Here is a 15,428-nt window from a genome sequence, read left to right as displayed (position 1 = left end):
AATTCAAAAAACAAATAGGTTAGTTCATGGAAGATCACAAACACAGTCAACGCATACATGCCTTTAGTTCGGATGTACTCACAGATCTAGATGCTGTGGGGATTGCACAGCTCATCAAATCTAAAGAAGCCTCTGTACAGGAAATAACACAAGCGGCCATTGCACGTGCGGAACAAGTCAATCCGTATCTAAATGCCATTGAATTGGACTGTTTTCAGCGTGCTTTAGAGCAAAATCAATATGTTGAACATGGTCTATTTGCGGGCGTCCCTTTTTTCTTTAAAGATAATCTAGATTATCAAGGATTGCCATCACGCCATGGTTCAAAGGCCATAGGTTCAAAACCAGCCGATCGTAATCCTCAAATTAGCCAACAAATCTTAGATCAAGGGTTTGTCGTATTAGGAAAATCTAAGCTCCCTGAATTTGGTCTAAATGCCAGTACCGAATATAAAGATGGCTCAGCCACCTATAACCCTTGGAATCTAAGTTATTCCTGCGGCGCGTCTTCTGGCGGTTCTGCAGCTCTCGTTGCAGCCGGTGTAGTGCCGATTGCCCATGCCAATGATGGCGGTGGTTCGATTCGTATCCCTGCTGCATGCTGCGGTTTGATTGGATTAAAGCCTAGTCGTGGTCGTACTTATGACAGTGAAGCAGCAGGCTCTCTTCCGATTAATATCATCAGTGAAGGTGTCCTAACCCGTAGCATACGCGATACAGCGCATTTCTATGCAGGAATGGAGTCAAGTTATTACAATAAAAAACTGCCACGCATAGGCATGATTCATGGCCCTTCTAAACGTCGACTACGCATCGGTTTAGTCCCGCAATCGATTACTGGGCAAATAGATAGCGAAACAACTTCAACCTTAATGTATAGCGCAGCACTCTTGGAAAAATTAGGCCATCATGTTGAAGAACTTCAGTTACCTTTTGCCTTAAGCTTTGTGGAAGATTTTAGTGAATATTGGGGGATGTTGTCCTTTTTACTGAGTACCTTTGGCAAGAAAATCTTTGGCGCTGACTTTAATCCAAAAGAGTTAGATCACTTAACCGTTGGTTTATCGAAGTTGTATAAAAAGAACTTTTATAAAACCCCGTTATTTCTGTATCGATTAAAGAAAATGCAGCAACAATATCGTGAAATCTTTAAGCATTACGATGTATTGCTATCGCCTGTACTTGCACATACCACACCTAAAATTGGCTATTTGTCACCTCAATTACCGTTTGACCAGTTATTCGAACGTATACAGAACTATGTGACTTTTACCCCTATCCAAAATGTGGTGGGTGCGCCGGGTATGTCGATTCCTATGGGAGAAACGCAAAACGATGGACTACCGATCAGTATGCAAATATCAGCCGATGTCGGGGATGAAAAAACCTTGATCGAACTGGCGTATGAAATTGAAGAAGCTCAGCCATGGCGACGTATTCAAGATATGCCTCGAACTGCTTAACAACTCAATCAAAGATTTAAAAAAAGGGAGCTGATTGACTCCCTTTTTTATTTTCAAATCTGCGAATCAAAGCTTTTTAATAAATCACTGTTTAAATACAAGATGCTTAATTAAAATGATACGTCAGTCCTGCATATACCGCCCGACCTTCACCAGGTGTTAAACGAGCAGGATCTTTGCCGGCATCGTTATAGCCCGGTGTCACGGTAGATGCATATTTTTTATTAGCCATATTTCTGCAATCCAACCAAGCCATATACTGTTTTTGCGGTTGTATATAGCCGAACGATGCTCCCCAAATTTGCCAATCTTTTGCGTAGAAACTATTGGCATAGTCGGTTGCGACCTTTGCGGCATAAAGTGTATTCACCGCAGCATAAAAGCCTAAAGGATGTTCGTATTTCAGTTCAGCCTGATAGATGTGTTTTGGTATACCTGCAAGCTCATTTTTTCCAAATACCGCATCATTTTTATAGTGAAAATCATTCAAGGTATAGGCTTGTTTTAGTTGAACCTGTCCATATGTATCATTTTGCCAAAGTGAACTGTTTAAACCGACTTCAATCCCTTGATGGATGGTGTCTGAAGCATTCGATTCGTAAATTATCGGATTAGGCTCTGGTTGGATTTCAACAGCCAACAGTTCATTTTTAACCTGTGAATAGTAATATGCAATATTCCACTCACCCAGTGCATGTTGACCACGCCCACCTAGTTCAAGAGTATTCGCTGTCTGACTATTCAAATGTATCGGAGCGCTTTGGCGTCCCGTTGCTGCGCCACTACCATCTGGGAACTTTTGATCAGAACCCCAAATTAAAGCCCATGGATGTGGTGCTTCTAAGCTTCGACTGACATTGGCAAAGAGCTGTGTTTCTGGTTGGATTTGATATCGAAAACCTAGCGATGGCAGGACATTCCATTCACGAATATTTTCTTTATGGCTTTGCACAGGCCATGTCACTTCACTTTCACGATGGGTGAACGCCAATGCGACACGACTATCGAGCCAAAACTGTGGGTGTAGTGCCAAGGCATTGGCATAATGTAAAACATAGTCACCACCTTGGTAGGTATAATGCCGCGTTTCTGTACCCGCAGCATAGGCGCCTTGCGCAACACGCAAGCGTTCAACGACCTGACCATCTGGCAAATGCGTGGTACTCCGAAAACCTAAAGTATTTTGGCTTTCATGCCCCCATAGCGTTCGGTCAAATTGGTAGTTAAATAAGGTACTAATATCATCATAGTCAACATCAGTACTATAAAGTCCTTCTTGCAAATCCATCGGATAATGATGATAGGCCAGCCCCAACTGTAAGCGATCGCCTGAGTCCAAAGTCATATTGGTTTTATTCGCCAACCAAAGACTTCCCGGCTGCGGACGATTATTATTCAGCGAGATATTTAGAGGTACTGCTTGTTTTGGATCTTGTTCAATCTGTTGTTGGGTTAGACGTCCCGGTGTTTGGTGTTCAGTTTCTCGGTAACGCAGATAAAAACGTGTATCTAGGTTAGGGTTTATTTGATATCCCACATTGGCCGATATACCTTTGCTCTGGCTTAAGGCATGATCTTGATAACCATCATCATCACTTTGCGTTAAGGAAAGATAATAGTCTAAGTCACCGATTTGTTGTCCTGAGCTGATTTCACTTTTTTGATAACCATGGCTACCCATTTCATGATGCACTGACAGTTTTGCTGCATTTTTTCCAGTTGGGCTAGCATAGTTAATTAGACCACCCAAGCTTAATGCGCCACGTGTTAAACCATTAGCCCCTCGTAAAACCTCTATATGGTCTACCCACAGCGGCTCAAGCAGTTCATAAGGTGTTCCTCCTGGCCCTGTAAATGGCAAATCATCTAAGGTCACATACAAACCTGAAGCATGCGCCCCCGGTGCACGATTGATCCCCGAGCCACGTATCGACAGTTTCACCCCTTCATTCCCTGAAGATGCCGCGTAAATCCCCGGTTGATTTTTAAATAAATCAGCATTTGTTCGCTTCGGTATATCTTGAATGTCTGCTGCAACGATCGCATTGGTTGCACCATTTACTTTAGTTAGTGCTTTTTTTATTTGTTCATCCATTGAACTTTGTTCAAAGTTAATGGTGATTTCAGGTAATACATTGCTATCTGCAACACTATATTGTGCCATTGCAGTAAGCATCATCAGGCTTAAAAGCTTAAGTGACGTGTTGTTATATTTGGAAAATTGAGGGACATCCATGATTGCGTCTTCTAAGTGAAACGAAATTGATGGCAAGGATTGTAGTGTGTTTTATCATCATGTATGTATCAAAATATTTCAAAATTCATGATATTTATCAATATCCTTCTTCGTATTTTTATATTCAAATGATTTGTTAAATGAAATAAAACAGATAATTATATTTTTTAGTCAAAAATAAAAGTTTCTAAATAAGATAAAAGCCCTCAATCGATAAAGATCAAGGGCATGTATGGATTGAGAGCACGAATTGAAAGATTGTCGGAAAGTTAGATGTCAAATCCTGAACATACTTTCAATCACGCTCTCGTTAAATTGATATTGAAATTTCTAAGCCAATTTAAATTAAACAATTCTCTGTAACGACATTAGAAGTTATACATCGCGACTGCATTGATTCTGTTATCTTCACCCTTGGTACTGCCATTTGGTGCAGCGCCAAAAGCTTCACGTTCACCATAGGCATATTCCAGACCTAAACAAATCGGCTTAACAGGGCTATAAAATAAATTTGCCCAAGCTTGCCACAAGTTTTTATTGGTCTTGGTTTTATCGACTAATGAGTTGACATAATCTGCATTATTATCTGCTTTCATATAACCATAGCCCAATGTTCCGCGCCATTGTGCTGAAATTTGTTGAGTTAAACCTACTGTAATCGAGTCAAATTCATTGGTGGCGATGATGTCTTTATCCGCATTGGTCACAAAACCTTGGTTGGTCCATGACACAAAACTACTGTCGCCTTTGACATGGTAATAATCCGCTTTGAGCACTGTTTTATCCGTCAAATCTAGCTTTGCGCCCAGACCAAGTCCCCATGCGGTTTCTGTATCCGTATCCGTTTTCTTTTCAGCACCCATCGCACGTGCGCTCAACATGAGTGTATCTGTCATTTTATGGTTTAAACGCGCTGTTAATGCAGGCAAACGCATGTTTGAACTGTCATCCTTAGAATCTTCGGCAGCGAGTACAAGATTTGTCTCTGGACTAAATTTGTGACTATAGCGAACTTGCGGTGTACGTTTAACAGCACCACCGACATAGCCCAATGCATCAATGGTTTCAGGCATATAATCAGGTACAGCAAAGTTAGACCATGTTTGCCCCACCAACCAATCACCATAGGTTAAATAGGCATGACGAATACGTAGTCCATCATTTGCACCCAAAAAGTCGACTTCAATTTTACCACCTACATCTCCCACTTGAGTCGGCGTTTTAAAGTCTAGTCCTAAACGTGTGGCAGCAAGTGTTGCTTTTAAACGATCTGAACTTTCAGCATTCCCTTCTAGCGGAACACTATTCATTTGGTTATACAGGCGAGATAAGCTGCCGCCTTCTGTCTGATAAGATGCATCTGCTCGCACATTGCCATACAAGCTAAACTCAGCGCCCGATTTGGTATTTAAACTCAGGCTCGGTGTTTGAGTCGGTTTTTGATTCTGCGCAGCAACTACAGATCCTTGTTTTACGTCTTTGATTTCACTCGACAAAGTGTTTTGCTGCTGAACATATTGCTGCATCATGGCTTTTAATGCTTTGACTTCATCACGCAACTGTTCAACTTCAGCTTCGCTGACTGCCGCATGTGTCCACATGGGGAACGCGACTGCACAAGCTAGTATCATCGGTTTAATTTTAAAGGTTTTTTTGACTAAATTTAGCTTTTGAGTTTTCATCCTGACCTCGATTTGGGCAATGCCCTTTCCTTATTTTTTGTCACAATTTCCCACTAGCCCTCATGCTGTGCATCAGGGCCTGGAAACTTAAAATTTTGGGGTAATGTTAAATCTTTAAATATCGGCTTAATTCGCTGGATTTTTGATAGCTTGCGTATTGAGTTTTGGCGATTGACCTTGAGTAGATGCCTCTACAGACGCTTGCAAATTCACCATAAAGATCGCCAATGCAGCAATAACACCGGGAATGGCAATCACCAAGAAGTTCATTTGATGTGGCAAATGCATGGTTAACAGCGCACCAGTAAGTACCGGTCCAACGATTGCACCAATTCGTCCAATGCCTGATGCCCAGCCCATACCTGTAGAACGTACCGTGGTTGGATAGTATTGTGCGACAAAGGTATAAAGTAGGATTTGCGAACCGATGGTAGCTGCACCTGCTACAGCAATTAAGGTATACAGAACCATTTGCGGACTGTTAAAGCCCAGTAAGATTAAAGCCAATGCGCCACACATGAACATGATGCTCAGTACTTTTTTGATATGGAATCGGTCTGCCAAAGCACCACCACCAATAGCACCTACCATTCCACCAATATTCAGTGCAAAGAGGAAAATCATACTTGCACCAAGCGAATAGCCAGCTTGGATCATCAATTTTGGTAACCAACTTCCAAGTGCATAAACCATCAATAAGCACATGAAAAATGCAATCCAGAACATAAACGTACTGAAACTACGCCCTTGTTGAAATAATGCTTTTAACGGTGCTTTGTCTTCTTCAGAAATTTCATTGAGTACAAATTGCGTATCCGTTGTGAGGACTTGTTCAGGGGCAATTTTAGAGACAATCGTTCGAGTCGTATCTGTTTGATGCTTTGAGGTTAAATACATCAATGACTCAGGGAGGAATTTCCAGATTAAAGGCAATGCAAGACATGGAATAATCGCAATATAAAACATGATTTTCCAGCCATATACAGGCACTAACCAAGCTCCCAATAATGCTGAAGCCATACCACCAATGGCATAACCACTAAACATTAGTGCAACCAAGGTGCTGCGTATACGTTTTGGCGCGTATTCTGTCATTAATGCCACAACGTTCGGCATAACGCCACCGATGCCTAGACCGGCAAGAAAGCGTAAAATACCAAACTCAACTGGAGTACTTGCAAAAGCGCCGCAAAAGGTAAAACCACTAAAAATACCGACGCAGATCATAATGGTTTTTTTACGACCAATTTTATCGGACAGTGTGCCAAAACACATGGCACCAAACATCATGCCAAATAAAGCCGTACTTGCCAGTAAGCCGGCTTGTACCGCAGATAAGGACCATTCTTGCATCAACAACGGTAAGGCAACGCCATAGATCACCAAGTCATAACCGTCAAAAATAATAATCAAAAGACACCAAATCAAAACACCCCAATGAAATGGCGTAAATTTGGCTTCATCAACCAAGGTATTAATATTAATTTTCTGGTTTTGCATAGCCCACCTCCTAATTGTGAAGCTTGTAAAATTCGCTTTTCACAATGAATAAGTTGGTGCTTAATGTCCAAAACCGATTAGGCATGTTTGTATACCTAAAAAGTTAAATACAAATTAATCCCTTGATTCCGCTTTATTTAAATAGATCATTTCATAACTGCAGTTCATCTGAACGTCTATCAACACATTACTTAAAACACAGCACGATCATATGGAATCGCTTCTAAATCATACACTTGATAAACACTATCAAATAAACCACGAATATCTTCGCTTTCATCCATATTACGCACAGCCATAAATACAGGGCTAATCGCGGCTTCGTCTAAGATAGGAACAAAGGTTAAATGTGTTAATTGCACACTTTGGGCACTCATTGGGGTGATACAAACCCCTTCGTTCGCCGCAACAAAGCCCAATGCCAGTTGTAATTCACGAACTTCACGTACTTTTTTAGGTTCCAAACCATACTCTGAAAATATGCCACGCACTTGGGTCGAAAAGTTTGGTTTGTTGTGATTTGGATAAAAAATCAATTGCTGATCGATCAGATCTGCAAGATATATACCTTCCTTTTTTTGTGCAAAAGGATGACTGGCATGTAAGGCTACCACTAAGCGTTCTTCACGCAGTAAAACCCGTTTGATCGCGGGGTCTGAAATACGCAAACGCCCAAAGCCGACATCTATACGACCTTCTTTTAATGCTTTAATTTGTTCAGTGGTCGCCATTTCCTCCATTTCTATTTTTAAATGTGGATGTTGTTGTTTAAATAAATACAAAATATTCGAAAGTAAACCAAACAATAAAGAGCTCACAAAACCGATTGTCACGGTCCGTTCTGTCAAACCGATTCGTTTCGTCATTGATTTAATTTCTTCTGCATTAGACAAAAGTTTTAAAGCATGATGATAAAAAAACTGACCTGCTTCTGTAGTCTTAAGCGGACGGCTACCTCGTTCAAATAACTGAATTCCAAGCTCATGTTCCAAATTTTGAATCTGCCGACTCAAAGGTGGTTGAGCTATATATAGTTTTTCTGCCGCTTTGGTAAAACTCTGCTCTTCAACCACCGCGACAAAGTATCTTAAGTGTCTTAGTTCCATGGTTATCGATACCTATTAAGTATAATAAAATGCAAATTTGATCTTCGACGTGAAGATTTTATTCTTTTAAGGTATATCACATAGACAGGATTAAGCAAATTTAATCCCATCCAACAGATCAAAAACATCGTGCAGTGCATTACCTGAAAGAAGCTTCAGCCGCTACACGAAACAACTTAAAAAGTATTGTTAGACAACCAAACAAGGAACGTGGCAGCCAAAGACCTCTTTTATCGAGTGATAGCCACCCATACTTAAATGCATACTTAAGGAGATATAGTATGAACCGTCAAGAGATTGATGTTCTGGTTAAACAAATGAACGTAGATACAGCGACAGGGCCTGTTGACCAACGTGTACAACAAGTTGTGGTACGTTTATTGGGTGATTTATTCCAAGCGATTGAAGATCTGGATATTACTCAAACTGAACTATGGAAAGGTCTAGAGTATTTTACAGACGCGGGTCAAGCAAACGAATTAGGTCTTTTAGCCGCAGGTTTAGGTTTAGAGCACTATCTTGATTTACGTGCGGATGAAGCTGATGCGAAAGCAGGTATTACAGGTGGTACACCACGTACCATTGAAGGCCCTTTATATGTGGCTGGCGCACCTAAATCAGTGGGCTTTGCTCGTATGGATGATGGTACGGAAACCGATAAAATTCCAACACTGTTTATTGAAGGTACAGTAACAGATACCGAAGGCAACATCATTGAAGGCGCTAAAGTTGAAATTTGGCATGCCAACAGCCTAGGTAACTATTCTTTCTTTGATAAGTCTCAATCTGACTTTAACCTTCGCCGTACGATTCTTTCTGACCAAGACGGTAAATATGTTGCACAAACTACGATGCCCGTTGGTTATGGCTGCCCTCCAGAAGGTACAACTCAATTTGTTTTAGACAAATTAGGCCGTCATGGTAACCGTCCATCGCATGTACATTATTTTATCTCTGCACCAGGTTACCGCAAGCTAACCACTCAATTCAACATCGAAGGTGATAAATACCTTTGGGACGACTTTGCCTTTGCAACTCGTGATGGTCTGGTAGCAACTGCTGTTGATATCACAGACGAAGCTGAAATTGCGCGTCGTGGTCTAAACCAACCGTTTAAGCACATTAGCTTTAATGTTGAGTTAGTTAAAGAACAAGCCGCAGCACCAAATACTGAAGTTGATCGTCGACGAGCTAGCGCTTAATTACTCACTCAAAGGAAGCCGAGCTGTCTCATCCAAGTTTGACAACTCGGCGACTATCCCCTCATTGGACAGTCGGAGAATGGACATGCCACGTATTCCTGTAATTAACACCAGCCATCTAGATCGTATTGATGAACTTCTTGTCGATAATTTTGACACTGGTGAATTTAAACTGCACCGCTCAGTATTTACCGATCAAGCGTTGTTTGATCTTGAAATGAAATACATTTTTGAAGGTAACTGGGTATATTTGGCACATGAAAGCCAAATTCCAAATAACAATGATTATTACACGACTCATATCGGTCGCCAGCCCATTATCATTGCACGTAACCGTAATGGTGAATTGAATGCCATGATCAATGCCTGCTCACACCGTGGCGCACAGTTATGTCGTTATAAAAAAGGCAACAAAGCAACCTACACCTGTCCATTCCATGGTTGGACTTTTAATAACTCAGGTAAATTGCTCAAAGTTAAAGACCCTGCTGAAGCTGGTTATTCAGATTGCTTTAACCAAGATGGTTCACATGACTTGAAAAAAGTCGCGCGCTTTGAAAGTTATAAAGGCTTTTTATTTGGTAGCTTAAATCCTGATGTGCCAAGCCTTGAAGAATTCTTAGGTGAAACCACCAAAATTATCGACATGATCGAAGGTCAGTCGGAAAACGGTTTAGAAGTTTTACGTGGTTCATCTACCTATACCTATGAAGGTAACTGGAAACTGACAGCTGAAAATGGCGCAGATGGCTATCACGTATCAGCCGTGCATTGGAACTATGCAGCGACCACTCAGCACCGTAAAGAAGCACAAGCGGCAGATAATATTCGTGCCATGAGTGCGGGTTCTTGGGGCAAGCAAGGTGGTGGTTCTTATGGTTTTGACAGTGGTCACATGTTGTTGTGGACACAATGGGCTAACCCAGAAGACCGTCCAAACTTTAGCAAAGCCGATGAATATACCGAAAAATTTGGCGCGCCGATGTCGAAATGGATGATCGAACGTTCACGTAACCTATGTCTTTATCCAAACGTTTATTTGATGGATCAATTTGGTTCACAAATTCGAGTTTTACGCCCGATTTCTGTCAATAAAACTGAAGTCACCATTTACTGTATCGCCCCTGTCGGTGAAGAGCCAGAAGCACGTACACGTCGTATTCGTCAATATGAAGACTTCTTTAATGCTTCAGGCATGGCAACACCTGACGATTTAGAAGAATTCCGTGCCTGCCAAGCAGGTTATGCAGGGATTGAACTGGAATGGAACGACATGTGCCGTGGTTCAAAACACTGGATTCATGGACCGGATGATGCAGCCAATGAAATTGGATTAAAACCACTATTAAGTGGCATCAAAACCGAAGATGAAGGTCTTTACCTTGCTCAGCATCAATATTGGTTAAAAACCATGAAACATGCCATCGCTGAAGAAAAAGAATTGGCACAACAAGTCGCAAATGAACAAGGAGATGTCGCATGAATGCAACTGCACATTTAGACAGCGTAAGCATTGAAGCTGTATCTCAGTTCCTCTACCGCGAAGCGCGTTTTTTAGATGATGAAAAGTGGGATGAATGGCTAGAGTGCTATGCCCCATCTGCATCATTTTGGATGCCGGCTTGGGATGACGACGACCGCCTAACGGAAGATCCTCAGTCTGAGATTTCTTTAATTTATTATCCAGACCGCCAAGGTTTAGAAGACCGTGTCTTCCGCATTAAAACTGAGCGTTCATCTGCAACGATGCCAGATACCCGCACCAGCCATAACATTAATAATGTCGAGATTATTGAACGTGATGGCGAAAAAGTGACGGTGCGTTTTAACTGGAACACCTTAAGTTTCCGCTACAAAACCAACTATAGCTACTTTGGCATGTCACGTTATGAAATTGATTTTTCAGGCGAGCAGCCAAAAATCCTCAGCAAATATGTTGTTCTGAAAAACGATTATATCAACCAAGTTATTGATATTTATCACCTATAAAAGCTTATTTCACTAAGCAAGGTTTAACTTTCAGCCAGAAGGATATTTGGCTGAAAGGACACGTTATACCAGATTTTCAAAAGGATATTCAGCCATGTCAAACCATAATGTTGCACTTCAATTTGAAGATGGCGTTACTCGTTTTATTAGTGTTGCTCAAGGTGAAACCCTATCCGACGCAGCCTATCGTCAAAAAATCAATATCCCTCTAGATTGCCGTGATGGCGCATGCGGGACATGCCGTGCATTTTGTGAGTCGGGTACTTACGACATGCCTGAAGAATCTTATATCGAAGACGCTTTAACCCCCGAAGAAGCAGAGCAAGGTTATATTTTAGCTTGCCAATGTCGTCCTAGTTCAGATGCGGTTTTCCAAATCAGTGCATCATCTGACGTGTGTAAAACTGAAATTCATGAGTTTCAAGGCACATTGTCTCGTGTTGAAAATATGTCGGATTCTACGATTACCTTTGATATTCAACTGGATGAAGGTCAACCTGACATTAACTTCTTGGCAGGTCAATACGTCAATGTCGGCATTCCGGGGACTGAAGAAACTCGTTCGTATTCGTTTAGTTCAAAGCCGGGCAATCGTTTAACAGGCTTCGTGGTTCGTAATGTCCCTGAAGGCAAAATGAGTACTTTCCTGAGTGCCGATGCGAAAGCCGGCGACAAAATGACCTTCAAAGGACCTTTTGGTAGTTTTTATCTGCGTAATGTTGTCCGCCCTGTGGTCATGCTTGCAGGTGGTACAGGTATTGCGCCGTTTATGTCCATGTTACAAGTGCTTGAAGAAAAAGGTTCTGAACAACCTGTTCGTCTTGTATTTGGCGTAACCAATGACTTTGACATCGTAGCAAAAGACAAGCTCGATGAATTACAAAGCAAACTCCCGTGGTTCGAATACCGTACTGTGGTCGCTCACCCTGAGTCACAGCATGAACGTAAAGGCTATGTGACCAGTCATGTTGAAAAAGATTGGTTAAACAATGGCGATGTGGATATTTACCTCTGTGGTCCTGTACCGATGGTCGAAGCGGTACGTGGCTGGTTAGATACCGAAGGCGTTAAACCTGCAAACTTTTTGTTTGAAAAATTCTCAGCGAATTAAGGGAGAATAGTTTAATGTCAGAACAAGCCAGATTTAACAATAAAGTTGTCATCGTTACCGGTGCCGCTCAAGGTATCGGTCGTGGAGTAGCACTACAAGTGGCTCGAGAAGGCGCTCAAGTGGTATTGGCAGATCTCTCAGATTTTGTTGAAGAGACGCTTAACGATATTCAAGCCCACAATGGCGATGCCATTATTGTTAAAGCCAATCTTGAAACATTTGCAGGCGCTCAATCAGTTGCTGCTCAAGCCATTGAAAAATATGGCCGAATTGATATTTTAATCAATAACGTTGGCGGTGCGATTTGGATGAAGCCCTTCCAAGAATTTTCAGAAGAAGAAATCATTAAGGAAGTTAATCGTTCATTATTTCCAACCCTCTGGTGCTGCCGAGCCGTGTTACCTGAAATGATTCAAAATCAGCAAGGGACAATTGTAAATGTATCTTCTATTGCAACCCGTGGTATTAACCGTGTGCCATATTCAGCGTCAAAAGGTGGGGTTAATGGCTTAACCGCTGCTCTCGCTTTTGAACATGCCAAAGATGGTATTCGAGTCAATGCCGTAGCCACAGGTGGCACAGAAGCCCCACCACGAAAAGTACCAAGAAATACCAATCCATTGTCAGATCATGAAAAACAATGGATGCAAGACGTGGTCGATCAAACCATTGACCGTACATTCTTGGGACGCTATGGCACAATTCAGGAACAAGTGAATGCCATCTTATTTTTGGCATCCGATGATTCATCTTATATGACAGGAACAGTCGTCCCTGTTGGTGGTGGAGATCAAGGTTAAACGCTATACCGTCATTGGTTTAATTCAACAGGCTCATTGACATAGTCGCATGGAGGCAAAAGCGATGGCACCCCTGTTAAAAACATTAAAAGAAGATTGGTCGATCTCAGCGACGGTTGCAGGATTTTTAGCCGTGCTGATTTCATATTCAGGCCCACTGATTATTTTTTTCCAAGCCGCACAAAAAGCTCAAGTTTCCCCAGCCATGATGATTTCATGGATTTGGGGGATTTCTATTGGTGCTGCGCTGGCGGGTATTTATCTCTCTATTAAATATAAAACCCCGGTGATTACCGCGTGGTCAGCGCCCGGTACAGCCCTTTTAGTCACCCTATTTCCGAATATTTCACTGAATGAAGCCATAGCAGCTTATATCACGTCCGCTATTGTTATTTTCTTGATTGGCATCACTGGCTATTTTGACAAACTCTTAAAATGGATTCCTCAAGATGTCGCTGCGGGAATGATGGCAGGTATTTTATTTCAGTTTGGACTTGGACTGTTCACTGCGACAGATAGTATGCCGATCATTGTCTTTGGCATGTTATTGGTCTTTCTCATATCGAAAAGACTTTCGCCACGCTACGCGATGATTTGGGTCTTACTGACTGGTGTCATCCTGAGTTTTACATTAGGAAAAATTAATCCTGTTGATGTGAATTTTCAACTCGCTATACCGCAGTTTATTGCTCCAGTTTGGACTTGGAACTCGACTTTAAATTTGGCGATTCCCTTAATTTTAGTCAGTCTGAGTGGTCAGTTCCTTCCGGGGATGGCGATCATGAAACTAAGTGGATATGACACGCCAGCTAAGCCCATTATCACTGCGACCAGTATTGCCTCGCTCGCTGTCGCATGTGTCGGAGGTATTACCATTGTTTTGGCGTCTATTACCGCAGCCATGTGTATGGGCAAAGATGCACATGAACTAAAAGAAAAACGTTATATAGCCGGTATTGCCAATGGTATTTTTTATATTTTAGGCGGCTTATTTGCAGGCAGTATTGTCATGTTATTTAGCCTATTACCTAAAGAGTTGGTCGCTGCACTTGCAGGTTTAGCGTTATTAGGTGCGATTGGAACAAACATGTCCGTTGCGATGAAAAATGAGGCCAACCGTGATGCGGCGCTAATCACTTTTTTAGCGACAGCCTCAGGTATGCATTTTTTAGGGCTAAGCTCAGTATTTTGGGGGATTTGTATCGGTGTCGCTGCACATGTCATTTTGACCAAACGAGTAGCCACACAAGCACCGATGACAACGACTCAAGATTCTAAAAGTTCATAATGTCCAAACGCATTGCCAATACAAAGAAGATGGAACACTACATCTTCTTTGTTTAATCGAAAACTCAATTTTTTGATTTTCTTGTCATTTATAAACTTAAAAATTCAATATTCGAAATTAAGAGCTCTATAGGATAAAAAAGGGATCATGTTGCATCATCCCTTTTTTACTTATCTTTGAATTATTTACGTTTTTTCTTACCACTAAGTAGATCTATGGCTTGGGCATAACATGTAGGTGCAATTCGCTGAATTAAATCAATAATTTTGGCATCATTACCAATTAAAACTCGACGTTTATTCTGCTTTACCGCATCTAAAATGACTTTTGCTGCGACTTCAGGCGGTGTTTTTAGCACTTTATTAAATGCTTTGGTTGCCCTATCTGGGTTCATCCCTAACGCACGAATACTGTCACTCATACGCGCGCTATTTGCAATATTGGTTCGAATCCCACCCGGATGCACGCAAGTTGCGCTGACTCCAGCATTTTCCAAGTCTAATTCTTGGCGTAAAGATTCAGTAAAACCTCGTACCGCAAACTTCGTTGCATTATAGGCACTTTGAGTCGGTTGAGCCGTCAAACCAAATAAGCTGGAAATATTAACTATATGTCCATCGCCACTTTGTTTTAAATACGGTAAAAATGCTTTTGTCCCATATACCACGCCCCAGAAATTAATATTCATAATCCACTCAATTTCATCATAATGCATACCTTCTACAGTACTGGCTAACGCGACACCTGCATTATTAAAGATCAAATTGACCTGGCCAAATTCAGCTTGGGTTGCAGCCGCCCATTGCTCTACAGCGGCACGATCAGACACATCTAATTGGGTCTGAATTATTTTCACACCGGTGTACTTAATCATTTCAGCCGTTTGTGCAAGACCGTCAAGGTTGCGATCACTTAATGCTAGATGCGCACCTGATTGAGCCAGTTGAATGGCTAACTGCTGCCCAATACCTGAACCTGCTCCAGTAATGGCTGCGACTTTGTTGTTAAAATTTTTCATCGTTATTCCTATACACACTTAATCTCGTTCAGT

At 41.6% G+C, this 15,428-nt stretch carries 12 protein-coding genes; 7 read left to right on the top strand and 5 right to left on the bottom strand.

Annotated features, from left to right (window positions below):
* Positions 1 to 26 precede the first annotated feature (26 nt).
* Positions 27 to 1,463, top strand: a complete 1,437-nt coding sequence (locus FTT77_RS11720; protein ID WP_180106489.1) for an amidase — start codon at positions 27 to 29, stop codon at positions 1,461 to 1,463.
* 106 nt (positions 1,464 to 1,569) lie between these two features.
* Here the strand turns inward: FTT77_RS11720 and FTT77_RS11715 are convergent, their stop codons facing one another.
* From FTT77_RS11715 to FTT77_RS11700, 4 genes are all read right to left on the bottom strand, one after another.
* Positions 1,570 to 3,699: a TonB-dependent receptor domain-containing protein gene (locus tag FTT77_RS11715; protein ID WP_180109340.1), complete on the bottom strand. Its 2,130-nt coding sequence runs from the start codon at positions 3,697 to 3,699 to the stop codon at positions 1,570 to 1,572.
* Between the two features lie 368 nt (positions 3,700 to 4,067).
* Complete coding sequence (locus FTT77_RS11710) at positions 4,068 to 5,381, bottom strand: DcaP family trimeric outer membrane transporter (protein ID WP_180073806.1); 1,314 nt, start codon at positions 5,379 to 5,381, stop codon at positions 4,068 to 4,070.
* A 126-nt stretch (positions 5,382 to 5,507) separates the two neighbouring features.
* The gene (locus FTT77_RS11705) at positions 5,508 to 6,881 is read right to left on the bottom strand and encodes an MFS transporter (protein WP_180109339.1); all 1,374 of its coding nucleotides are present in this window, start codon (positions 6,879 to 6,881) and stop codon (positions 5,508 to 5,510) included.
* Positions 6,882 to 7,072: 191 nt separating this feature from the next.
* Positions 7,073 to 7,987, bottom strand: a complete 915-nt coding sequence (locus FTT77_RS11700) for a LysR family transcriptional regulator (RefSeq protein ID WP_180073804.1) — start codon at positions 7,985 to 7,987, stop codon at positions 7,073 to 7,075.
* A gap of 281 nt (positions 7,988 to 8,268) precedes the next feature.
* Between FTT77_RS11700 and catA the strand changes: the two genes are divergently transcribed.
* The 6 genes from catA (at position 8,269) to benE (ending at position 14,377) form a co-directional block, all read left to right on the top strand.
* The gene (gene catA, locus FTT77_RS11695; protein ID WP_180109338.1) at positions 8,269 to 9,189 is read left to right on the top strand and encodes a catechol 1,2-dioxygenase; all 921 of its coding nucleotides are present in this window, start codon (positions 8,269 to 8,271) and stop codon (positions 9,187 to 9,189) included.
* Between the two features lie 85 nt (positions 9,190 to 9,274).
* On the top strand, positions 9,275 to 10,672 hold the full coding sequence (gene benA, locus FTT77_RS11690; RefSeq protein ID WP_180106481.1) for a benzoate 1,2-dioxygenase large subunit: 1,398 nt from the start codon (positions 9,275 to 9,277) through the stop codon (positions 10,670 to 10,672).
* The gene (benB, locus tag FTT77_RS11685; protein ID WP_180109337.1) at positions 10,669 to 11,178 is read left to right on the top strand and encodes a benzoate 1,2-dioxygenase small subunit; all 510 of its coding nucleotides are present in this window, start codon (positions 10,669 to 10,671) and stop codon (positions 11,176 to 11,178) included. Before benA ends, benB begins: the two co-directional genes overlap by 4 nt.
* A 94-nt stretch (positions 11,179 to 11,272) precedes the next feature.
* A complete protein-coding gene (benC, locus tag FTT77_RS11680; protein ID WP_078190731.1) occupies positions 11,273 to 12,289 on the top strand; it encodes a benzoate 1,2-dioxygenase electron transfer component BenC in 1,017 nt (338 codons plus the stop codon).
* Between the two features lie 14 nt (positions 12,290 to 12,303).
* Entirely contained in the window at positions 12,304 to 13,089 is a 786-nt protein-coding gene (gene benD / locus FTT77_RS11675) for a benzoate diol dehydrogenase BenD (RefSeq protein ID WP_180027182.1), read from the top strand.
* 64 nt (positions 13,090 to 13,153) lie between these two features.
* The gene (benE, locus tag FTT77_RS11670) at positions 13,154 to 14,377 is read left to right on the top strand and encodes a benzoate/H(+) symporter BenE (protein ID WP_180027183.1); all 1,224 of its coding nucleotides are present in this window, start codon (positions 13,154 to 13,156) and stop codon (positions 14,375 to 14,377) included.
* A 181-nt stretch (positions 14,378 to 14,558) separates the two neighbouring features.
* On the opposite strand, the gene FTT77_RS11665 is transcribed toward benE, so the two are convergent.
* Complete coding sequence (locus FTT77_RS11665) at positions 14,559 to 15,395, bottom strand: SDR family oxidoreductase (protein ID WP_180109336.1); 837 nt, start codon at positions 15,393 to 15,395, stop codon at positions 14,559 to 14,561.
* Between the last annotated feature and the right edge of the window lie 33 nt (positions 15,396 to 15,428).

Origin of the sequence: Acinetobacter sp. YH01010 (genome assembly GCF_013420775.1) — a bacterium.
Taxonomy (GTDB): Bacteria; Pseudomonadota; Gammaproteobacteria; order Pseudomonadales; family Moraxellaceae; genus Acinetobacter; species Acinetobacter amyesii.
This window is presented reverse-complemented; position numbering and strand designations above follow the sequence as displayed.